General features: G+C 64.6%; 17 protein-coding genes and 1 riboswitch. Of the genes, 5 read left to right on the plus strand and 12 right to left on the minus strand.

Annotated elements, in window-relative coordinates; genetic code table 11:
• Positions 1 to 26 precede the first annotated feature (26 nt).
• Positions 27 to 1,076 (plus strand): dienelactone hydrolase family protein, encoded by a 1,050-nt coding sequence (locus LJ738_RS18845; protein ID WP_227787901.1) that lies wholly within the window; start codon positions 27 to 29, stop codon positions 1,074 to 1,076.
• A gap of 30 nt (positions 1,077 to 1,106) precedes the next feature.
• On the opposite strand, the gene LJ738_RS18850 is transcribed toward LJ738_RS18845, so the two are convergent.
• Positions 1,107 to 3,515 (minus strand): B12-binding domain-containing radical SAM protein, encoded by a 2,409-nt coding sequence (locus LJ738_RS18850; protein ID WP_227787902.1) that lies wholly within the window; start codon positions 3,513 to 3,515, stop codon positions 1,107 to 1,109.
• A 68-nt stretch (positions 3,516 to 3,583) separates the two neighbouring features.
• Positions 3,584 to 5,275 carry a hypothetical protein gene (locus LJ738_RS18855; RefSeq protein WP_227787903.1) on the minus strand — a complete coding sequence of 564 codons (1,692 nt, stop codon included), beginning with the start codon at positions 5,273 to 5,275 and terminating at the stop codon, positions 3,584 to 3,586.
• Between the two features lie 223 nt (positions 5,276 to 5,498).
• Here LJ738_RS18855 and LJ738_RS18860 point away from each other — a divergent pair, with 223 nt between their 5' ends.
• Positions 5,499 to 5,846, plus strand: a complete 348-nt coding sequence (locus LJ738_RS18860) for a four-helix bundle copper-binding protein (RefSeq protein WP_227787904.1) — start codon at positions 5,499 to 5,501, stop codon at positions 5,844 to 5,846.
• 166 nt (positions 5,847 to 6,012) lie between these two features.
• On the opposite strand, the gene LJ738_RS18865 is transcribed toward LJ738_RS18860, so the two are convergent.
• The gene (locus LJ738_RS18865; RefSeq protein WP_157780947.1) at positions 6,013 to 6,585 is read right to left on the minus strand and encodes a helix-turn-helix domain-containing protein; all 573 of its coding nucleotides are present in this window, start codon (positions 6,583 to 6,585) and stop codon (positions 6,013 to 6,015) included.
• Positions 6,586 to 7,004: 419 nt separating this feature from the next.
• Positions 7,005 to 7,607, minus strand: a complete 603-nt coding sequence (locus tag LJ738_RS18870; RefSeq protein WP_227787905.1) for a thioredoxin family protein — start codon at positions 7,605 to 7,607, stop codon at positions 7,005 to 7,007.
• A 158-nt stretch (positions 7,608 to 7,765) separates the two neighbouring features.
• Here LJ738_RS18870 and LJ738_RS18875 point away from each other — a divergent pair, with 158 nt between their 5' ends.
• Positions 7,766 to 8,044, plus strand: coding sequence for a hypothetical protein (locus tag LJ738_RS18875; RefSeq protein ID WP_227787906.1), 279 nt, complete (start codon positions 7,766 to 7,768; stop codon positions 8,042 to 8,044).
• A gap of 312 nt (positions 8,045 to 8,356) precedes the next feature.
• Here LJ738_RS18875 and LJ738_RS18880 read toward each other — a convergent pair whose 3' ends face one another.
• The 6 genes from LJ738_RS18880 to LJ738_RS18905 form a co-directional block, all read right to left on the minus strand.
• Positions 8,357 to 9,424, minus strand: a complete 1,068-nt coding sequence (locus tag LJ738_RS18880; protein ID WP_227787907.1) for a DUF5074 domain-containing protein — start codon at positions 9,422 to 9,424, stop codon at positions 8,357 to 8,359.
• A gap of 77 nt (positions 9,425 to 9,501) precedes the next feature.
• Positions 9,502 to 11,505 carry a TonB-dependent receptor gene (locus LJ738_RS18885; protein ID WP_227787908.1) on the minus strand — a complete coding sequence of 668 codons (2,004 nt, stop codon included), beginning with the start codon at positions 11,503 to 11,505 and terminating at the stop codon, positions 9,502 to 9,504.
• 161 nt (positions 11,506 to 11,666) lie between these two features.
• Positions 11,667 to 11,893: riboswitch (cobalamin riboswitch) on the minus strand.
• A gap of 14 nt (positions 11,894 to 11,907) precedes the next feature.
• Positions 11,908 to 12,765, minus strand: a complete 858-nt coding sequence (locus LJ738_RS18890) for a transporter (protein ID WP_227787909.1) — start codon at positions 12,763 to 12,765, stop codon at positions 11,908 to 11,910.
• A gap of 44 nt (positions 12,766 to 12,809) precedes the next feature.
• Complete coding sequence (locus tag LJ738_RS18895; protein WP_227787910.1) at positions 12,810 to 15,269, minus strand: TonB-dependent receptor; 2,460 nt, start codon at positions 15,267 to 15,269, stop codon at positions 12,810 to 12,812.
• 69 nt (positions 15,270 to 15,338) lie between these two features.
• A complete protein-coding gene (locus tag LJ738_RS18900) occupies positions 15,339 to 16,673 on the minus strand; it encodes an Nramp family divalent metal transporter (RefSeq protein WP_227787916.1) in 1,335 nt (444 codons plus the stop codon).
• A gap of 113 nt (positions 16,674 to 16,786) precedes the next feature.
• Positions 16,787 to 16,927 (minus strand): hypothetical protein, encoded by a 141-nt coding sequence (locus LJ738_RS18905; protein ID WP_227787911.1) that lies wholly within the window; start codon positions 16,925 to 16,927, stop codon positions 16,787 to 16,789.
• Between LJ738_RS18905 and LJ738_RS18910 the strand changes: the two genes are divergently transcribed.
• On the plus strand, positions 16,926 to 17,909 hold the full coding sequence (locus LJ738_RS18910; protein WP_227787912.1) for a cation diffusion facilitator family transporter: 984 nt from the start codon (positions 16,926 to 16,928) through the stop codon (positions 17,907 to 17,909). The genes LJ738_RS18905 and LJ738_RS18910 overlap by 2 nt on opposite strands.
• 21 nt (positions 17,910 to 17,930) lie before the next feature.
• Here LJ738_RS18910 and LJ738_RS18915 read toward each other — a convergent pair whose 3' ends face one another.
• Positions 17,931 to 19,346, minus strand: coding sequence for a PQQ-dependent sugar dehydrogenase (locus LJ738_RS18915; RefSeq protein ID WP_227787913.1), 1,416 nt, complete (start codon positions 19,344 to 19,346; stop codon positions 17,931 to 17,933).
• A gap of 137 nt (positions 19,347 to 19,483) precedes the next feature.
• Between LJ738_RS18915 and LJ738_RS18920 the strand changes: the two genes are divergently transcribed.
• Positions 19,484 to 19,951, plus strand: a complete 468-nt coding sequence (locus tag LJ738_RS18920; protein ID WP_227787914.1) for a GNAT family N-acetyltransferase — start codon at positions 19,484 to 19,486, stop codon at positions 19,949 to 19,951.
• A 3-nt stretch (positions 19,952 to 19,954) separates the two neighbouring features.
• On the opposite strand, the gene LJ738_RS18925 is transcribed toward LJ738_RS18920, so the two are convergent.
• Positions 19,955 to 20,572, minus strand: coding sequence for a DNA-3-methyladenine glycosylase (locus LJ738_RS18925; RefSeq protein ID WP_227787915.1), 618 nt, complete (start codon positions 20,570 to 20,572; stop codon positions 19,955 to 19,957).
• Positions 20,573 to 20,717: the final 145 nt, after the last annotated feature.

Consider the following 20,717-nt stretch of genomic DNA (forward strand, 5'->3'; position numbering starts at 1 on the left):
TTTTGGGAATGCCTATGTTCGCTTTGATGCGCTTAATGATTGACCGAGGCCACCGCCTGGGCTGGTTGCTGGTCCTGCTGGGGCTGGTGGTTGATTTATCGGCCTGCCAGTCGCACACCGAAGCCGAGGTAGCCGCCACCACGCCGCCCGTGGGTCACTACGAGGGCAGCCTGAGCGTGGCCGGGCAGCCCGAGGTGCGCGCCGCCCTCGACATCCGCCATCCCAGCCCCGGGCACTACGAAGCCGAGCTCACGGTGCCCACGGCCGGCACCCTCAGCTTCGTGGCCGACACCATCATCTACAGCAACAACCAGTTGCGCCTCACGCGCCCTGCCCGCCCCAGCGAAGTGTTGACCCTGACCCTGGACGGCGACTTCTGGCGCGGCGCCCTCACCCTGGACACCACCAAAGTCAAGGCCATCTTGGTGAAGCGCAGCGTGCCCACGCCCAGCACCTACCGCATCGAAGAGCTGCCGCAAGCGGCGGGCTCGGCTTGGCTTTATGCGCCCTCGGACACGGGCACTCCCGGGCCTGCGCTCATTCTGCTGCCCGATTCTACGGCGGCTCCCACGGCGGCTCTCTGGGGCGATGCCCTGGCCCGCGAAGGCATTATCGTGCTGGTCCTGCCGGCGACTGACTCGGCCACGGCGACGGCCGAAACCCCGCGCCTGCAGGCCGCGGTGCGCCTGTTGCACAACACCCCGGGCGCCGACACATCGAACGTAGGAGCCTGGGCGTCTGGTGAGCGGGCCACTGCCCTGGCGCAGGTGCTGGCAGTGCAGGACAGCCCGCGGGTGGCGTTCGTTATTGCTCAAAATGCCGACCTTTCCCCGGCGGGCAAAGCGGCTTTCCGGGAGCTGAAGAAGAGCCGCAAGCTGCCGCTGCTGGGGTTATACGGCGGCCCTGCTTCAGCCCAACGGGCCGCTGCCTTGCGCAATGCTTTGGGTGGGCGGCGCGGGGCTGCGGTGCGGGCCTACCGCACGGCAGGGCCCGACTTGTTTGTGCCGGCTGGCTTGAACCCCCAATTCGGCCCGGGCCTGCCGGGAGACATTCTGGAGTGGATGCGGACACGGTAGTCGGCCGCTTGGCCGCGTTAGCTCAATTTTCTAAATCAGCAGTAAGCCCTTTTCGCGCAGCAACAGCCAGGCCGGACTTTGCAGAAAGGTCTCAAACGTGCCTTCGCTGGCCGGGAACGTCGCCGCTGCTTCCTTTAGCAGCACCTTGGTGTCGTAGTCGTGGCTGAGTTGGGTGAGCAGTTGGTGAAGCCAGCGCCCGGCGGCTTCGCTGGTTTTGACTTCGAAGTCTTCCGCCTGCTCGTAGCAGGTGAGCACGGCGCGGGGAGCTTTTTTGCCTTGGTCCACTCGGATTTCTGGGGCGTTGCCGAACCAGAACAGGCGCTGGTTTTGCCGGGCAAAATCGGGCTTCTCGGGCGCTTGCAGGGCCTGCTGGATGAGGTGGCGCGGGGTGGTGGGCCGGGGCGTTTTGAAGTCAAACCAAAAGCTCAGTGACTCGTCGAGGGCCACGCCGTGCAGGTAGTTGTAGAGCGACTTGGCCAGGCCGGGGCCGAAGGCTTCGTGGTCGGTCCCGAGCGGGTCGTCGTGCCAGAGGTCGTTCCAGGCAAAGCCGGCGGGCTCCGGGCCGATGGCGGCCACCTGGTACTTTGCCGGGTTTTTGCCGACTGGCGAATGCGCCGTCATGGAGAAGCGGTGCCAGTAGCCGCTCTGCACCACGCCCGCCGCGAAGAGCTGGCGCACCACTTCGAGGCTATCCACGGTTTCCTGGGCGGTTTGGGTTGGGAAGCCGTACATCAGGTAGGCGTGCACCATGATGCCGGCCTGGGTGAAGCCATCGGCCACGCGGGCCACCTGAGCAATGGTCACGCCCTTTTCCATGAGCGCCAGCAGGCGGTCGGAGGCCACTTCCAGCCCACCGGAAATGGCGATACAGCCGGAGGCCGCCAGCAGCCGGCAGAGGTCGGGCGAGAAGGTTTTTTCGAAGCGGATATTGCCCCACCAGGTAATGGGCACGCGGCGCTTGAGCAGCTCCACGGCTAGGTCGCGCAGGGCCAGGGGCGGCGCGGCTTCGTCCACGAAGTGAAAACCGGTCTGGCCGGTTTGCTGGATAATTTGCTCGATGCGGTCCACTAGCAAGGTGCTGGGGGCCGTTTCGTAACGCGAGATGTAGTCCAGGGTCACGTCGCAGAACGAGCAGCGCTTCCAGTAGCAGCCGTGGGCCACGGTGAGCTTGTTCCAGCGGCCGTCGCTCCAGAGGCGGTGCATGGGGTTGAGCACTTCCAGCACCGAGAGGTACTCAGTCAGGGGCAGGTCGGAGTAGTCGGGCGTGCCCACTTCGTGGTGCGGCACATCGGGGTGCGGGTAGTTGATGTACTCGATTTGGCCCTGCGCATTGCGAAGGAAGGTGCGCTGGAGGAAGCTGTTGTCGGGCTGGCTGTACAGAATGCCTTGCAACGCGCAGTGTACTTCGTCCTCGGCTTCGTTGGTATCCAAAGCGTGTCCGTTACTATCCTGAACGTCATGCTGAGCTTGTCGAAGCATCTCTACCGCTTCGTTGAACCTCACCCCCGGCCCCTCTCCAGCAGAGAGGGGAGCATGACGAAGCGGTAGAGATGCTTCGACAAGCTCAGCATGACGTTCTTTTTTCTTGCTCAAATACTCCAGCAGCCGCAGCCACGGGCCTTCGCCGTCGTCCAGCGTGAGGTAGTCGATGTAATCGAAAAACCGGGGCTCCTGAATGGTGCGCAGCTCGGTATTGGGGTAGCCGCCGCCCATGATGGTGGCGGTAGTTGGGCTGATTTCCTTGATGCGCTTGGCCAGGCGTAGCGCGCCGTAGAGGTTGCCGGGAAAAGGGACGGTGAAGCCCACCACATCGGGCTGCACGCGCGCCAATAGGGGCTCGAGCTCCTCGAGCAGCATTTGGTCGAGCAGGTTGGGGGCTGCTTGCAGGGCATCGTGCAGGGGCTCGAAGCTGGTGGCCGAGAGGGCCAGCTTTTCGGCGTAGCGCGAGAAGCCGAACTGCGGCCCCACAGTTTCCTTAATCAGGTCGGCGAGGTCTTCGAGGTAGAGCGTGGCCAGGTGGCGGGCCTGGTCGGTGAGGCCCATGGTGCCGAAGGCGGTTTCCAGGTCGGCCACGTTGTCGAAGCGGCTGGCCTCGGGCAGGAAGCGGCCATGGCAGATGCGCGGGGCCAGGGTCAGGTCCTTGTTTTGCAGGAAGCGGATAACCGGCGTGATGGTGGCCAGGTAGCGGTTTTGCAGCCGCACCATGCGCTTGGCGTTGTCGCTGAGGTCGAAATCACCAGCTTCAATTCCGGCAAAAACCCGCTTCAGCCCCTCTACCGACAGTAGCCGCAACACCAGCTGCAAGCCCATGTCGGCCTGCGTCACGGCATAGCCGCGGCCGCCCAAAAACCCCTTGATGTAGGCCGTGGCCGGGTACGGGGTGTTGAGCTGCGTGAGCGGCGGGGTGAGCAGCAGGATGCGGGGAAAAGGAGACGACACAGCAGCAAGTAACCCAACCGGGGCGGTTGGGGTTCATTTGTGACAAAGGTCGGCACGGCGGGACCGAATCACATTTTCATATTGCCCATGTCTTTTGCGTTCATGCCTTTCGTGCTCATCCACGGGGCGGTGAGGCGCAGGTATACCGAGGCCGAGAGCGGCAGCTTGCCATAGCCGGGCCCGGCGAAGGTGGCCCCACCGTACTGGCCCACTTGCAGGGAATTGGGAATGAAGTAGCCCGTTAGCTGCCCGCCCACGCTCAGCTCCGGGCCGCGGGCGCCGCCCAGGCTGGCGAGCCGGTAGCTGGCCCCGAGCGTGAGGGCGTTGATATTGTAAACGCTGCTGACAAGGTTGTCCGTTGAGCCGGCAGAGTAGAATTCCAGTTCCTCGCTGTCTTTCTGCACAAACTCGTAGCGGCCGTAGAACGTGGGCCGGCCCAGCGTGAGGTTGGTTTCGGCCAGCACGGCGTGCTCGGCGTGGTGGCCGGTGCCCTCATTCATGCCCCACACCAGCGCGGAGGCCAGGTAGTGACGCTCGGCCCAGCTGCTGCTGTGCAGTACCGAGGCCGTGGTGCGGGTCACGTTTTCGTCGGGGTGCAGGTCTTCGGGGCTTTTGATGAAGGCGCGGCTCACTTGCAGGGCCAAACTGGCGGAGGGGTTCCAGTTGAGCCTGCCGGCCCAGGAATCGGCGCGGGGGCGGTCGAAATCGTAGCGGTACTGGTCGGGCTCGCGACCGGTGAAGTTGCTGCCTTCCAGCTTGAACTGCTTGTAGCGCACACCCACCGTGGCTACGCCAAAGGTGATGTGCGTGGCATCGGTCCAGTGGTGCGACAGCGGCGCATCGGGGTTGGGCATGGCCGAAATGCGGTGCATGAAGGCCACGGGCCCAATCGCCGGCTCGCCTGGGTAGCCCAGGTACAAACTCAGGTCTACGTCGTCGTTCACAGCGTGGGTGTAGCTGGCCGAGAGGCCCGAAATCAGGTCGTGGGGGTGCTGCCGGTCAATCAGCGGCTGGCCTTTGTACGACTCGCCGGTCTGGAACAGCAGCGGGTAGCCGCCGTTGGTTTCGGTGAGGGGGTCCAGCGATACCATCAGGCTGAGGTTGAGCAAGCCCCGGGCGCCTACCTCGCGCTGGGCCATGGCCATGGCCCAGTTGGGCCCGTCGATGGCATTGGCGTGGCCGCGACCGTTGCTGTGGTTGAAGTTCTGGCTGGTGTAGCGGGCATTGGCGGCGCCGTGGTACATGAGCATCCAGGGGCCCTTGTGCTGCATCCACATGTACATGGGCGTCTGGTCGGGGTGCCAGCTGGTGCCCGAGCCGTTGCGGCTCATGGGCAGGTTACGCGAGAGGGCGTGGCTCATGCCCGACATGGCCATGCCGCTATCCTGGGCCATATCCATGTGCATGGCGTGGTCGCCGGCCGGCATGTCCATGCCGGGGGCGTGCTGCATCTCACCGGCTTTCATGGTTTCGCCGGGCTTCATGTCTTCCATGGAATGCGCGGGCGCGGCCGGTGCTGGGCTGGTTTCGGCGGGAGCAGCAGTGGCCGGGGCCGGCGCGGCTGGGGCTGGCGTGGGCCGGGCTGTGGAGGCCTTGGCCGGGGCCGGCTTGGCCGGAGCAGGCTTGGCCGCTTTCGGCTTGGTTGCTTTGGGCATGGGCATCGACATGTCCATGTGCTCGTGCGTTTGCGCTACGGCGGCAAGAAGCGGCGCCGCGGCCAGCAGTGCGGCCAGGGCCAATTTATTGAATAGCTGTAGCATGAGATGGAGGGTAGTAATATGGCAATGCCATGGTGTAATACCGGTTAGCCTACCCCAAGGTTGAAGCATTATTCGGCCAAAAACCTACAGCACGCCGGCCTGGGCCCGACTCATGTAGGTTAAAAAGTGAATTCTATATGTCCTTCTCGCCCCTGCTCTCGTAATGATGAAGCAGGCCAACCGGCCTTATTATCTTTAACCTAACCTCTTCAATACCATGCAAATGCCTACTGCCTCCCCGCGCACCCGCCAGAACAATAGCGCCGTCCTCGACGCGCTTAGCCGCTGCATTGCCGCCTGCGAGCTGTGCGCCGACGCCTGCCTCGACGAAAAAGATGTGGCCATGATGGTGCCCTGCAACCGCCTCGACCGCGACTGCGCCGACATCTGCCGCATCACCGCCGCCTTCATTGCCCGCGGCTCCGACCACGCCAAGCACGTGCTCAAGGAGTGCATGGAAATTTGTCGGAAGTGCCATACCGAGTGTGCCAAGCACCCGCACGACCACTGCATACAGTGCGCCAAAGCCTGCCAAGCCTGTCTGGAAGCCTGCCAGGCCTACGCGGGTTAATACGCTGTCATGCTGAGCTTATGAAGCATTTTCTCAGGGTTGAACGGATTGTTCTGCGGTGATAAGATGCTTCATAAGCTCTGCATGACAAACGAAAAAAAGACGTAAAAAGGCGGCCACCTGAAGGGGTGGCCGCCTTTTTACGTCTATTCTCCAAGTAGGCCGCTTATGCCAGCGCGTCGAGCGAGACCCGCTCGGGGAGCATCAGGCGGCGGAACTCGCTCACGGAGTAGCCCGTCACTTGCCGGAACTGGTTGCTGAGGTGCTGGCCCGAGCTATAGCGCATCTGGTCAGCTATTTGGTTCAGGGTTAGCTCACCGTAGCTGAGCATTTCCTTTACCCGCTCAATCTTGAGGCGGATGAGGTATTTCTCAATGGTGAGGTGGGCAGTGCGCGAAAACACCTTGCTCAGGTGCGAGTACGTGGCGGCAAACCGGTCGGTGAGAAACGCCGACGTGGTGAGCGGCGAACGGGCCGTGCGCAGGTGTTCGAGGTAATCGGCGAGCACGGTTTTGATTTGTTCGGTGAGCTGTTCGGCGCGGCCGCGCAGCAGCTCAAAGCCGGCGTCGTGCAGCAGCGGGGCCAGCTCTTCGGGGTCGGCGGGGGTGGCTTCGTCGAGCTCGGCTACTCCCAGGGTCACCGTCTTGGGGCGATAACCGGCCCGTTCCAACAGGTTGTGCACGGCTTCTACGCACCGGGGGCACACCATATTTTTGATATGCAGTAGGTTAGTTTTCAAGGGCTTTAACGTGTTTCGGGCCGCCGCGAGGAGGCCGGTGAAGAATTAGAACGAGTGGCCAGCGCACCAGCTCCTGCCCGGCGCGGACGCGGAGCCGGAGTGGAGGCTTCTGCCCAGCCGGGCCCAAACCAGTGCCCGGTGGCCCAAGTCACAAACGGAACAACCGCCAAGAAGGTGACAGCCAACAGCCAGAACAGTACGAGAAATGCAGAAAAAAGTCGACCAAAAAAGTGGTCACTGACTCCAAACAAATAAACCACCAGCATTAGTGCCAGCGCCAAGCTCACGCCCGCAAGCACGCCCACCCGGCGCCAGGGCCAAGCAGCCACGTGTTTTTGAAGGCGACGACGCAACGGCAAGGGCATAATCTAGGGAATTGGGGATGTGAAAATAGGGCAAAATTTGGTTAAATCACCATCTTAGCTCAACAAAGCGAGCAACTCATGTTGCAAGCTCTCACCGGTATCGGCCTCGTACCAGGCATTCATGGCCTTTATGATATGGTTGGTGTGCAGCGATTTGTCGGCGTGCAGCTGGTGCGCCAGCGCTTGCGCCGCGGCCGGCCGCGGGCCCCAGTCGCTCAAGTGGTTGCTGGTGGCCTGGTCGAGCCGGATTAGCTTGGGAATGCTGTTGGCGCCGTTGGTTTGGTGGGCCGCCATCAGCTCGGGATGCTCCGAGCGCAGCAGCACGTGCAGCCGGATGTTGCCGGCGCTCTCCTCGGCCAGCCGCGCCAGCACGGGCAGCAGGTGGGCCGTGTCGCCGCACCAGGCTTCGCCCAGCACCAGCCAGTGCTCGGCGCGGGGCAGCTGGGCCAGGGCTGTCACCAGCTGGGGCAGCAGGGCGTGGGTGTAGGCGCGGTCGAGGTGGGCCTGGTTTTGGTCGGTGTAGCGGATGAGGCCCGGGTTTTGGTCGGGGCCGCTGGTGCGGCGCTCGGCCGCCAGCACCCCCACCAGGGCCCGGAACTCGGCATAGGTATAGGATGGAGCCGGCACCCCGGCCGGCGAAGGAATCTTATTGGACATCAAACAAAAATGAGAATATGTGAGGCCTTGCGTAACCTAACCAGTGCGCCCGCCGCTACAACCGTACCCACGACCAACGGTTCTGGTTGCGGCAGCGGCAGGTTATTTTTCTACCTTGCAGCGTCGCTCATCCTCAACTTCTTCACTTACGCTCTTTCATGCTGCTGAAAAACTTCTTCCGCCCTTTCGCTGTGGCCTGTGCCATCACCGCTACTTTCAGTGCCTGCAGTTCGGGCACCAAGGAGGGTGACACCAATGTGGAGCGCGGCTACACGAAAAAACGCCCCGAGGCTACCGCCGACCGTGGTGTGCCCAACGGCGACTCTACCACAGCCGGCATCAACCGCGAAACGGGCCACCACCAGCCCACCGGCAAAGAGCTCTACAAAGCCGCCGGCGAAGCCAAAGACCGCAACCACGACGGCATTGCTGATTAGATAAGTACGGGACCTCTCGCGGGGAACCTCACCCCCGGCCCCTCTCCAAAAGAGAGGGGAGCCTGCTTGTCATTGCGAGCGGAGCGAAGCAATCCGTCCTGGTCTCAGCGACTAACCTCCTAATGTGAAAAGCCCCGGCACTGCGCAGTACCGGGGCTTTTTCTATCAAAGGGCTTTATCACATCTCAGGGCTAGTCGCAGGGAGAGGACGGATTGCCACATTCCGCTGCGCTCCATTCGCAATGACAATTACCGTCTGGCTCCCCTCTCCGCGGGAGAGGGGCCGGGGGTGAGGTTGGCAGCCTGCAAGGCCTAATAAAACAGAAACCCGTTTGGCCCAACCTTCACATCGAAGGAATCAATAGCGGCGCCGGAGGCCTGGTAGCGAATGAAGCGGCCGTTGCTGTTGTAGCTGGGCGAAATGCCGCCGAAGACGGTGTTGTCGCGCGGGTCGATAGCAAAGCCCGAGAAGCTGCGGCGGATGAACGGGGCCGTGGGCAAGGCCGTAGCAGTGGTGCTGAGCTGGTATTCGGCGCCGCCAAAGCTGTAGTAGAGCTGGTCTTTGGCGGGGTTGATGCGCAGCTTGCTGGGGCCAGACGTGGCCGGAAACGTGAGTTTGAATTGCGTAGCCGGGCTGTTGGGGCTGAAGCGGACGAGGGCGCCGTTGGAAACGCGGGCCGTGTAGGGTGGCGCGCTCAGGTACGTTACAAAGCCCGAGCAGAGCACCCAGATGTTGCCGTCCTTATCGGCCACCATACTCGAGGGCCCGTCGGCCACGGTGATGGTGGAGGAAAGCGTGCCGGTGGCCTCGTCTACTACTGAAATAGTGTTGTCCAGGCTGTTGGGCACGTACACCTTGCCTCCCAGCGCCAGTGGCTGCTCCGGGTTGCGGCCCACCGTCACGCGGCTGGCCACGGTGTTGGTGCTCAGGTCGAGGATGCTGAGCACGCCGGGCAGGTAGCCGGTGTAGGGCCCGCGCCACTCCGTGACATAGCCGCGGGTGGCGGAGGTGGCCGTGAAGTAGCGCGGCTGGTCGAGCCCGGTAATGGTGCCAGCGGTTTTGAAATCGGGCAGGTTCACCACTTCGATTTTCTTGGAGGCATTGACTACGATGTAGCCGCGGCTGCCCTGCACGCCCATGTTCTGCACCACGTCGCCCAGCTTGGCGCCACTGTTCGCGCTACTAAAAGCGTCGAGGGTAACGGCTTTGGTGGCTTTATCGAATACGCTGACGGCCCCATCGCCGGCCCCAAACTGGCCTTCGCTGAGGATGAACACGCCAGTAGTGGCAGCCGGGGCGGGCGTATCGATGGTGCCTTGGGGGTCGCAGGCGGCCAGCAAGGCCAACGCCGCGAGGAAGGGAACAAACTGTTTTTTCATAAAAAGGCATTGCCGGGCCAGCCGGCAGATGGGGTAAAAAATGGCAGAGAAATAAATCAGAAGCCTTTTCAGGCTCTTTAACGCCAGCCCAACCGCAGGCTGGCGCTCACGGCGCGGGGCGGAGCCGGGCGGCTTGGATAGCTGTCGTAAGCCAGATTGAGCAGGTTGGTGCCCTGCAGCAGCACGAGCAGGCTGGTGCCGGCCGGCCCGCGCAGCGTGCGCCCCAGCGTGGCGCCCAGCAGGCCCGTAGCCGGCAAAAAATTGGTGCCCGAGGCGTTGATATACCGGAAGCTGCTGAAGACATACGTGCCGCTCAGCAGCCAGCCCCGCCAGCGGTGGTCGGTGCTGACGCTGGCCTGGTGCCGCGGCACAAACGCCAGTTGCACCCCCACCGGGTCGGAATCGGCGGCCGAGCCCTGGATTTTGCGGGTGTCGGTGAAATGATAGGCTAGCTGCACGCCGCCCACGTAGTGGCGCCAGCGCAGCCGCAGCGCGGTGCTGGCTTCCAGGCCCTGGCTGCGCACCTGGCGCAGGTTGCGCGGGCTCCAGATGCCGGTGCTGGCGCTGGGCAGCCACTGCACCCAGTCGTCCACGTCTTGCCGGAAGGCTGTCAGCTCCGTTTCCAGCGCGGTGCCCGGCTGCAGCGCCACGCGGTGGCGCAGCCCGGCCTCGTAGCCCAAGCCCGATTCGGGGCGCAGCAAGGGGTTGCCACCGGGCAGCCAGAACCGCTCATTGAGGGTGGGCGCACGGTAGCTGCGGGCCGCGCTGGCTTTGACAGTGACTGAGTGATTGAGCGACTGAGTGAGGGAATCTGGTTGGGCTGGCAGCAGGTCCCATTCCAGCCCAACGGTGGGCGTGAGCGGGGCCAGGCCGGCGGGCAGCACTGCCTGGCGCAGGTTGGCCGACAGGCGCAGCGCCGGGCGGGGGTCGTAGCGCAGCAAGGCAAAGGCGGCCGCGCGGTTTTCGGTTACTTGCTCGGTACCGTAGCCACCCACCAGCGCGGCAAAATGCTGGGCTTCGGCACCCAGCCGCAGGCTGCCGCGGGGGCCCAGGGCCGCGGTGTGCTCGGCCTGGGCCTGAGTGGTACGCACGCGGGAGTTGCTCGGGGCGCCGCCGTCGCGGTAGTTGAGCACGTCTTCAAACCAGGCGCCGCGCACGGCCCACTGCTGCCGGGCGGCCACGTGGCGGTAGCCCAGCACCAGGCGGCGGCTTTGGTCGCGCTCGCGGGCCTGGCTGCCCGCCACGTTCACACCCGACTGGATTTCGCGGTCAGCGTCGGTGAGCCAGGCGGCGGCGGTGAGCTCCCCCGCCGAGCCCACGCGCCAGGCCACGTCGGGGCTGATGCTCCACTGGTGGCGCAGGGCGGCATTTTGCAGGGTATAGCGCACGGGGCCGCGGGCTTCGCGCAGCACGTAGGAGTAATTGTTCTGGGCCTGGCGGTAGCTGGCGGCTACGCGCACGGCCACGGCCGGGGTGGCGGTGCGGGCTTCGAGGCTGCCGCCGGCCAGCCCAAAACTGCCGGCATCGGCCTGCACGCTGCCCCGGAAGCCGGGCCGCCAGTCGGGGTCGGTGTTGAGGAGGACGGCGCCGCCCACGGCCCCGCTGCCGTAGAGCGCGGCGGCCGGGCCGGGCTGCACCGCCACCCGCGTGTTGGCTCCCACCGGCAGCAAAGAAAAGTCGTTTTGGCCCAGGGTGGGCAGCATGATGTTGAGTCCGTTCCAGAGCACGGCCGTATGCTGGGCTGAGGTGCCACGCAGGGCAATGGTGGCCAGCTGGCCGGGGCCGTAGCTCTTCAGGGCCAGGGGGGTGCGAGCCTGCAGCACGTCGGCCAGGGTGGCGCCACGGTATTGGGCCAGCACGGCGGAATCCAGCTCGATTTTTTGGCTGCCGACAGCGAACCGCTCGGGGCCCACGGCCCGCACCCGCACTTCGCCGAGCTGGTGCTGCCGACGGGTGAGTTGGGCTGAATCGAGGGGAGCCGCGGAGGCCGCGGGCAGCTGCTGGGCACGAGCGGCCCCCAGCCCCAGCAGGAGCAGCAGGCCGCCGCGAAGACCAGCCCAACCAAATAAAAGACAACGCATCCGAATCAAATTTTCGATGAAGAAAATTCGATTCAAAACCCATCGCCGCTTGCTTCATTTTGAAGAAAATGGCTGCCGGGCCGAGGCCGAAAAACAGTTGATAAACCAGCGGCCCGAGAGCCGCTGCTGTTCTCTTTCTCCATTCGTCCTCCGCGAATGCTGAACCTGTGAATGCCCGGGCAGGTCTCCTGGCTTGCTCCGCCGAGTGGGCCGCCTTCCCATTCAATTGAGCTGATTTCCAAAGCGAAAACCAACCGCGAACAGTGGCGTACGGGGCCCACCCCGATGTGAAGCGTACAGTTGCGGGGACAGCTCCGGCCTTAAACCGGATTCCCTTTTCAGCCGCGCCCCGCGATTGGGGGTTGGCACCTTGGCGGCGCAAAGGTACGGGCCCCAGCCGGTTTAGCGGCGCAGGGTGAAGCCCATGAAATACTCGTGGTCAATCTGCCGGTCCAGGGCCAGGTGGGTGCCGGCATCGACCTGGAAATTCTCGGTAATGTTGAAGATGGGGGCCAGGTTCACGGAGCTCTGCCACTGGTGCTGCAGCGAATTCCACTGAGTCACGCCCTCGGCCAGCAGGCTCAGCTTTTTGGTGAATTCGTAGTCGAAGGCCAGCGAAGGCGCCAGGCGCAGGAAGTGCTGCGCCTCTTCGCGGTCGTAGTTCAGGTCCGATTCAATCTGGGCTTCCAGGGTCCATTTTTTGCTCAGCTCCACGTTCATCGGCACTATCAGGCCGTATTCGGCGGCGCCGTTGCCGACAGTTCCACCGGTGGGCAGGCGCACAAAAGCCACCGTGGCCAGCGCTACCGGCACTTTCTGGTCGTTGCCCAGCCAGTTGTGCTTGAGCCGGATGGCCAAGTCACCAAAGCCCGAGTTGCGGTCCTGCCACGCGTCGGCGCTGGCGGCCTGCTGTTTGGCAATGGCGTAGAGCGGCACTTCGGCCTGAATGTCGGTGCGGCGGCTCAGGCCGAACTTCACGTTGCTGTAGGCCACGTGCAGGTCGCGGGTGCGGATATCCTGGCCCGAGCCGCTGTTTATCAGCCGCAAGCCGTCGACTTCGACCTGGGCGTGCCCGGCATCCACGGTGAAGGGGCTTTCGGTCACGCCGGGGCGGTCGGGCTGCAGCTCGCGCAGGCGGGTGCGGGGCACGGGCTGGCGCCAGCTGAAGTGGGCCGAATCGTAGGGCGAGGGCTTGGGCGTTTCCTGGGCCCAGCTGAGCACGGGCAGCGCGCACAACAGGCAAGCGAAAAGGTGTTTCATGGCCGCTTGTACGCGCGGGCGGCACTTTTAGCTCAACTTCAGGCCTAAAACGGCACCACCACTTTCACGCCCACGTTGCGGCCGGGGTTGTAGATGCCCGCGCGACCGTTGGGCGCGGCGGCGTAGTACTCAAAGTATTTCAGGCGGTTGAGGTGGGCCTGGTAGGCGGCGTCGAATATGTTATCGACCTGCACAAAAAGTTGGGCTACCGGCCGGCCGGCGCGGCTGGTCCAGGTGGTGCCGGCGCCCAGGCCCAGCAGCGCGTAGCCGGGCGTGGCGGTTTCGGTGTTGTCGAGGGCGTAGAAGCGGGTTTGGCGGGCGCTGCCGTCCACGGTGGCCCGGAAGTAGGTGCCCGTGAGGCGGCCCGAGGTGGCGGGCAGGGTGGCGCGCGCTTCGGAGCGGCCGCGCAGCGGCGGAATCAGAGGCAGGTAGCGGGCGGCCGCGCCCTGGCGCTCGAGCACGCCGGCGTCGGCGTTCTGGCCGTTTACCAGGGCCACGCTGGTGTTCCAGGCCAGCCAGGGCAGGGCGGCGGGGCGCAGGTTCAGGCTGGCTTCGAGGCCGTAGAGGCGGGCGGCCGACTGCTGAAACTGGTAGGTAGTATTGCCGGGCACGATGACCACCGGCTGCCCCGCCGCATCGAGCAGCCGGGCCTGGTATATGAAGTTCTGCACGTAGTTGTGAAACACTTCCACGCTGGCATCGAGGGTGGGCTGGTGCCAGAGCACGCCCACGTCCTGCTGCCAGCTGAACTCGGGCTGGAAGCCGCGGTTGCCCAGGTACACGATGTGCGCGCCGGGGTCGAGGCCATTGGAGCCGATTTCGGGGATGTTGGGCGCGCGGTAGCCGCGGGCCAGGTTGGCGCGCAGGGTGAGATGCTCGGTGGCCACGAAGCTCGCGCCCAGGCTGGCCGACACCCCCTGGTAGCGCCGCCGAAATGCCGGAAACTGCGGGACCGCACCGCTCGTGCCAGCGCCTGCTTTGGCATCAAACCCCGTGGCGGGGTTGGGCGCCACAAAGAAGTCGTGCCAGGTCACGAGCCGGGTGTCGTAGCGCAGGCCGCCGCTCAGCTCCAGCTTGCCCAGGGGCTTTTTCAGGAGCAGAAACCCGCCCGCGTCCAGTAGGTTGTAGTCGGGAATGGGGAAGTCGGTGGCGTTCTGGTGGCGGTTGAGCTGGCCCATGCCGTTGCTGCCCAGGCTTATCTGCAGGCCTTGCCAGTCCGGCAGGTGGTAGCGCACGTCGTAGGTGTAGGTGGTGAGGCGCAGGGCCAGGCCGGGCTGGGCCGGGGCCGTGGGGTGGTTGAATTCCTCGCGGCTGTTTTGCTGAGCGCCCAGCAGCAGGTGCAGCTCGCCGCCGCCCAGGTGCACCTGCGTTTTGGTGAACACCCGGTAGTGGCGGATGCGCTGGTGCAGGGCCCCAATGGCGTAGGAGCGCAGCTCCTCGTCGGTCACCAAGGGCCGGTGCTTGACGTCGTCCAGCTTGTTTTCGACCACCTGCCGGGTGAAGCGGCGGCTGAGCGAGTCGCGGCTGCCGTCGGGGATTTCCTGCAGGTTGTCGTAGAGCGTGAGGTACCAGTGCGAGCTGCCCCAGTCCTTGCTCACGCCGGCCATGCCCGTGAGGGTCAGCTCGCGGAAGCCGGTGTTGTAGACCCGGCCGTCTACACTGTTGCGGTAGTCGCGGGCCAGGCGGTGGCTGGCCCGAAAGCTGGTCTGGAAGCCATTTTTCTGATAATTCAGGCCCAGCGACTTACCCACCAGGCCGTTGTTAGATTGGTATTCGGTGAGGGCTTCGCCGCGTAGCTGGCCCTGGGGGCCGCTGGGCAGGGCGGGCAGCAGGTTTACCACGCCGGCCACGGCATCGGAGCCGTAGAGCAGGCTGGCGGGCCCTTTCACTACCTCCACCCGCTCGATGTCGTAGCCATCGACTTCCACGCCGTGCTCGTCGCCCCACTGCTGGCCTTCCTGGCGCAGGCCGTTGTAGAGGGTCAGCACGCGGTTGTAGCCCAGGCCCCGGATGAAGGGCTTCGACACGTTTGGGCCGGTGGTGACGGCGCTCAGGCCCGGGATGCCGCGCACGGCCGCGTCGATGACGTTGGTGTTGGCGTTCAGGCTGATTTCGCGGCGGCTGAGCGTGGCGATGGGCACGGGGCTGCGCCGGATTTCGGTGGCGCGCGATACGCCCGTCACCACCACTTCGGTGAGCGCGGCCGCGGCGGCTGCCAGCGTGAGCGGCACCTCCAGGGTTTGGCCCGCGGCAAGGGTGGCGTTGTGCGTGCGGCTGGCGTAGCCCACCGCGCTGGCCACCAGCCGCACTTGGCCGGCGGGCACATTGGGCAGCAGGAAATTTCCTTCCGTATCGGCCGTGACGCCCAAGCCGCTGGCGGGCAGCGCTACGCTAGCAAAGGGTACGGGCCGGCGCTGCTCGTCGCGCACGGTGCCGCTGAGCGTACCCGTTTGAGCCAGCAGCAACTGCGGAAACATCAAAAAAAGCAGTAGGATGCGTTTCATAACCCATGATTCAAACAGCTATAAGTCAGATAAATAATTAATACACCATAGTATAGAGCAGCCACCGGCTTACCGGCCCGTGGCCATTTGCCAGAGCAAAAACACGTTCAGCGAGATGATGACCGCCGATACCGTCCATGCCAGCACCCGCACCACGGGGTGGTTCACAAACACGCCCATCTTGGCCCGGCTGCTGGTGAACAGCACCAACGGCACTACTGCGAAGCTGAGCTGCATGGACAAAATCACCTGGCTGAGCACCAGCAGCTTGCCGGTGCCCTTTTCGCCGTAAAGCAGCGTCACTATCAGGGCCGGTATCACGGCCACCAGCCGCGTGATGAGCCGCCGCAGCCAGGGCGGCAGCTTCCAGTCCAGAAAGCCTTCCATCACAATCTGCCCGGCCAGCGTGCCGGTCAGGGTGGAGTTCTGGCCCGAGGCCAGCAGGGCAATGGCAAACAGCGCGCTGGCCGCCCCCGCCCCAAGCACCGGCGTGAGCAGCTGGTGCGCGTCGGCGATGTCGGCCACGTTGTCGTGCCCTTTGCCGTGGAAGGCCGCGGCGGCGGTCACCAGGATGGCCGCGTTCACGAAAAACGCCAGAAACAGCGCCACCGTCGAGTCGATGGTAGCGAACTTGATGGCCATGCGCTTGCCGGGCTCGGTCTGCTCAATCTGCCGGGTTTGCACGATGCTGGAGTGCAGGTACAGGTTGTGCGGCATCACCGTAGCGCCCAGGATGCCGATGGCCACATACAGCATGCCAGGGTTGGTAACCACCTGTGGCTGGGGCACCAGGCCGTGCGCCAGGGCCACCCAGTCGGGCCGCGACACGATGATTTCGTAGGCGAAGCAGCCGAAAATCAGCACCGTGAGGCCCGCCACCAGGCTTTCGATGATGCGGAAGCCCTTATTCTGGAAATACAGCACTACCAGCACGTCGAGAGTGGTGAGCACCACGCCCCAGGCCAGCGGCAGCCCAAACAGCAGGTTGAGGGCAATGGCCGAGCCGATGACTTCGGCCAGGTCGCAGGCAGCAATGGCCACCTCGCACAACACCCACAGCATCAGGCTCACGGGCCGCGAGTAATGGTCGCGGCAGGCCTGGGCCAGGTCGCGCCCGGTCACGATGCCCAGCTTGGCTGCCAGGTGCTGCAGCAGCATGGCAAACAAGTTGGAAATCAGCACCACCGACAGCAGCGTGTAGCCGTAGCGCGAGCCGCCGGCCAGGTCGGTGGCCCAGTTGCCGGGGTCCATGTAGCCCACGGCCACCATCAGGCCGGGGCCCCAGAAGGCCATCAGCTTGCGCCAGAACGAGGCGTCGGTCTTCGGCACCCGGATGCTGGCATACACCTCACTCAGGGAATTGCCGCGGCGGGCGTGCCGCCAGCCGCTCTCGGGCGCGGGCATCTTGGGTTGAGTTGTAGTGGATGGAGGCACGGATGAGTATTGATTCAGAATAAAGATACGCAATTTTTAGGGTAACCTAAAAATATTTTTCGACTGCCTTAAATACAGAATATTTACAAAAAGGTTTCGCTTAGGCTCCAGGTTTTTACCGAGCGCCTAGCGACCCGGCCGGCCGTGGCCGCCAGGCGCGGGGCTGCCGCTACGGTGGCGCTCGCCGCGGGCTGCCGACCTTTGCCCGGAAATTCGATTTGCATGACGCCTTCCCAAACCAAACGCCGCCTCGGCCTGCTTTCCCTCGTGGTGAGCGCCGGACTCGTGGCCGTGAAGTTTTACGCCTACCACCTCACCCGCTCGCAGGCCGTGCTCACCGATGCGCTTGAGAGCATCATCAACGTGTTTACCAGCGGGTTTGCGCTGTATAGCCTCTACCTGGCCGGCCTGCCCAAGGACGAAAACCACCCCTACGGCCACGGCAAGGTGGAGTATCTGTCCATCGGCTTTGAGGGGGCGCTGATTTTTATTGCCGGCGCCTTCATCCTCTACAATTCGACGCTGAGCCTGCTGCACCCGCACCCAGTGGCCCGGCCCGACTGGGGCGTGGCGCTGCTGGCCAGCACTGCCGTCGTGAACCTGGGCGTGGGGCTGGTGCTGGTACGCACCGGCCGGCAGCTGAAATCGGTGGCCCTCATCGGCGACGGGCAGCACTTGTACATCGACGCGCTGACGTCCATTGTGTCGTCGGGCGCGCTGGTGCTGGTGGCGCTCACCGGCTTTGTGCGCTTCGACTCCGGGGCGGCGCTGCTGCTGGGCGGCTTCATCCTGGTGAACGGTGGGCGCATGCTGCGGCACGCCGTGTCGGGCCTGATGGACGAAACCGATACCGCCACGGTGGCCGAGGTGATTGCCGAATTGCAGGCCCAGCGCCGGACGTCCTGGATTGACGTGCACAACCTGCGGGTGCAGCGCTACGGCTCCAACCTGCACATCGACTGCCACATGCAGATGCCCTACTACTTTACGCTGGATGAGGTGCATACCCAAGTGCACGACATTGAGGAGCTCATCCGGTCGCGCTTCGACGTGGAGGTGGAGATGTTCGTCCACGCCGACCCCTGCACGTTTGCGGCGTGCTCGCTGTGCCTCATGCCCGATTGCCCCGTGCGCCAGCACCCGTTCCGGCACGAGGTAGAATGGAACCTGCGCAATGCCGTGAAAAACGAGCGCCACCACCTGTAGCGCGTTGAGCTGAAAATTGGGCTACTCTACCACCAGCTTGCGGGTGAGGCTGCCCGCGGGGCCATCGGCCTGCACCAGGTAGCTGCCGGGGCGCAGCATGGCCAAGTCCAGCGTGGCCACGGGGCCGGTGGGCCGAAACGTGAGCAGGGTGCGGCCCAGCAGGTCGCGCACGGTGAGGCGGGTGGTGGGGCCGGGCAGCTGCACGGTGGCCTGGCGGCGGGCCGGGTTGGGAAATAGCTCGAACGCGAAGCCCGAGGCGGTGGGCCGGGTGGCGGTGGCCACGTACGCCCGGTTTTCGAGCACCAGAATCCGGTCGTCGGTGGCGGCGGGGCTGCCGCGGCCGTCGCGGTTGCTGGTGCCGATGTACACCCGGCCCTGGGGCGACACGCAAATGGCCCGCAACCGGCCAAAGCCGGACAGAAAATCGGTGCGGTTGGTGATGGCGTTGCCGGTGGCGTCGAGAGTCAGCTGGGTGAGCTTGCTGTCTTTGAGCACGGCCAGCAGCAGGCTGCCGCGCCAGCCGGGAATGGCGGGGTGGTCGTAGTACGTGAGGCCGGCCGGGGCAATGGTGGGCGTCCAGGTGGTGAGGGGCTCGCGCACGTTGTTGGCGGCACAAAAGGTCATCTCGGCGGGCAGGTTGCAGTTGCCCTCCACGTTGGGCCAGCCGTAGTTGCGGCCCACCTCAATCTTGTTGATTTCGTCGTCGTTGCTGGGGCCATGCTCCGAGCTGTAGATGCGGCCATCGGGCAGCTGCACCAGGCCCTGCGGGTTGCGGTGGCCCAGGGTATAGAGGCGGTTGCCGGCGATGGGGTTATTGGCCGGGATGGTGCCGTCGAAGTTGAGCCGGAGGATTTTGCCGTTGAGCGAGGCCGGGTTCTGGGCTTCCGACGTTTGCTGTGCGTCGCCGGTGGTCATGAGAAGGGTGTGGTCGGGCAGCACGAGCAGGCGGGAGCCGCTGTGCGTGGTGGTGGCCGTGATGTTGCCGAGCAGCACCTGCGGACTGCCCAGTCCCCCGCTGCTGGTGTAGGTGTAGCGCACCAGCTTTTCCTTCAGCACGCCTTGGTCCGTGTAGTTGTACACCACAAACACCCAGTAGGTAGCGGCCTGTGGCACGGCCGCCGGGAAGGGTTCCGTCACGGCCAGGCCCAGCAGGCCGCTCTCGCCGGTTTCGGTCACGTCGGGCACGGTGAGCAGCGGTAGCACCTGGCCGGTGGTCGGGTCCACGCGGCTGATGCGGCCGCCCCGCTCGGTCATCCAGATGAAATTGTCGGGGCCCCACACCAGCTCCCAGACGGTGCTCAGGTTCGTGACCAGGGCCGAGGCCGTGACAGTGGCCGCGCCCACCGGGAAGGTGGTCAGGGCGGGGGCCTGGGCGCACGCCGTGAGCGGCAGCCCCACGGCCCAAAAGGCCAGCAATGCGTTGCGTAGAAATTTCATGGCAATAGGCAAAAGGTTAATCCCGAGAAACTTGCTCTGATGATTCAACAAACGAAACCCCAAACCGTTCGGATGCTACCGGGCCGGCCGCGGGCTGTATTTGTAGCTTGCGGGCGCATTCATCATATCCCCTGCTCATGTCTGCTATCTTCACCGCAACCCACCCTTCCGGCTACGTGCTCAGCACCGAGCTCGCCCGGCTCGACATTGCCGCCGTTCACCACTGGCTGAGCGTGGAATCGTACTGGGGCCGGCACATGCCCCTCGACACCCTGGAGCGCGCCATTGCCAACTCCCTAAATTTCGGCGTGTACGCCCCCGATGGCCGCCTGGCCGCCTTTTGCCGGGTGGTGACGGACAAGGCCACGTTTGCCTGGCTTTGCGACGTATTCGTGCTGCCCGAGTTCCGGGGCCTGGGCCTTTCTAAATGGATGGTGGGCCAAATGCTAACCCACCCCGACCTGCAAAACCTGCGCCGCCACCTGCTGGCCACCTTCGACGCCCACACGCTCTATCAACGTTTCGGCTACGAGCCCATCGACCGCCCCGAACGCTGGCTCGAAATCAAGCACCCCAACCCCTACCCCGCGCCTGAAAAGAGCTAGTGTCTATTTCGCGGGGCTGGCCCACTGGCTGTTGCGCAGCCGGAAGCGCCACGGCAGCTCCGCCGCTTCCGGGCCGGCATATTCCAGCCCAACGCGGGCGCTGGCTATTATATCGGCTGGGGCTACTTCCTCGCCGTGGTCTTCAAACCAGAGTACCTCGCCGGTTACGAGCAGGCCGGTGAGCGCCGTGGTGATGCCTAGGGCCTGGCTCAGCACGCCGGGGCCGGCGGTGAGGGCGCGCTTGGCGGTGGGCAGGCCGCGCCGCCGCAGCATTTCGGGAATGCCGATGGTGGGCTCCACGGCGCGAATCAGCACCGCATCGGGGTGCGTGGCATCGTGGGTGGCGATGTTGAACAGCGCGTAGCGGTTGTAGACGGTGTAGATGTAGGCGTGGCCGCCGGGTACGTGCAGGCCTTTGGCTTGCAGGCGCTTGCGCTGTAGGTGCAGCGTCAGCGAGTGGTCGCCTTCGTGCCGGTAAGCTTCCGTTTCGACAATACGGCCGGCCGTGACCACGCCGTCAATGTTGGTGTATAAGTGCTTGCCCAATAAGTCTCGCGCTATCTGCAGCACATCGGGCCTCTGAAAAAAAGTGGCGGGTAACTTCCGGGGTTCACTGGGCATCGGCGCAGGTTAAAATATCCATTTTTCCTTCCTTACGCAGCCCGGGGTAGAGACGCGACACTTCGCGTCTCGGCGTTGAACGGTGAGGGCCGGATGGGCCACTGGGGCGGAGGGCGAGAGGGGGAGGGGCGCGGCGGCGCACCGG

It is taken from the genome of Hymenobacter plasmatis (assembly GCF_020711255.1).
GTDB lineage: Bacteria > Bacteroidota > Bacteroidia > Cytophagales > Hymenobacteraceae > Hymenobacter.

Excerpts from the sequence above, each read along its gene's own strand:
- LJ738_RS18920 (WP_227787914.1), top strand. The coding sequence starts at position 19,484 with ATGTCTGCTATCTTCACCGCAACCCACCCTTCCGGCTACGTGCTCAGC.
- LJ738_RS18895 (WP_227787910.1), bottom strand. The coding sequence starts at position 15,269 with ATGAAACGCATCCTACTGCTTTTTTTGATGTTTCCGCAGTTGCTGCTG.
- LJ738_RS18925 (WP_227787915.1), bottom strand. The coding sequence starts at position 20,572 with ATGCCCAGTGAACCCCGGAAGTTACCCGCCACTTTTTTTCAGAGGCCC.
- LJ738_RS18890 (WP_227787909.1), bottom strand. The coding sequence starts at position 12,765 with ATGAAACACCTTTTCGCTTGCCTGTTGTGCGCGCTGCCCGTGCTCAGC.
- LJ738_RS18870 (WP_227787905.1), bottom strand. The coding sequence starts at position 7,607 with ATGTCCAATAAGATTCCTTCGCCGGCCGGGGTGCCGGCTCCATCCTAT.
- LJ738_RS18845 (WP_227787901.1), top strand. The coding sequence starts at position 27 with ATGCGCTTAATGATTGACCGAGGCCACCGCCTGGGCTGGTTGCTGGTC.
- LJ738_RS18855 (WP_227787903.1), bottom strand. The coding sequence starts at position 5,275 with ATGCTACAGCTATTCAATAAATTGGCCCTGGCCGCACTGCTGGCCGCG.
- LJ738_RS18900 (WP_227787916.1), bottom strand. The coding sequence starts at position 16,673 with ATGCCCGCGCCCGAGAGCGGCTGGCGGCACGCCCGCCGCGGCAATTCC.
- LJ738_RS18915 (WP_227787913.1), bottom strand. The coding sequence starts at position 19,346 with ATGAAATTTCTACGCAACGCATTGCTGGCCTTTTGGGCCGTGGGGCTG.
- LJ738_RS18875 (WP_227787906.1), top strand. The coding sequence starts at position 7,766 with ATGCTGCTGAAAAACTTCTTCCGCCCTTTCGCTGTGGCCTGTGCCATC.
- LJ738_RS18905 (WP_227787911.1), bottom strand. The coding sequence starts at position 16,927 with ATGCAAATCGAATTTCCGGGCAAAGGTCGGCAGCCCGCGGCGAGCGCC.
- LJ738_RS18880 (WP_227787907.1), bottom strand. The coding sequence starts at position 9,424 with ATGAAAAAACAGTTTGTTCCCTTCCTCGCGGCGTTGGCCTTGCTGGCC.
- LJ738_RS18910 (WP_227787912.1), top strand. The coding sequence starts at position 16,926 with ATGACGCCTTCCCAAACCAAACGCCGCCTCGGCCTGCTTTCCCTCGTG.
- LJ738_RS18860 (WP_227787904.1), top strand. The coding sequence starts at position 5,499 with ATGCCTACTGCCTCCCCGCGCACCCGCCAGAACAATAGCGCCGTCCTC.
- LJ738_RS18885 (WP_227787908.1), bottom strand. The coding sequence starts at position 11,505 with ATGCGTTGTCTTTTATTTGGTTGGGCTGGTCTTCGCGGCGGCCTGCTG.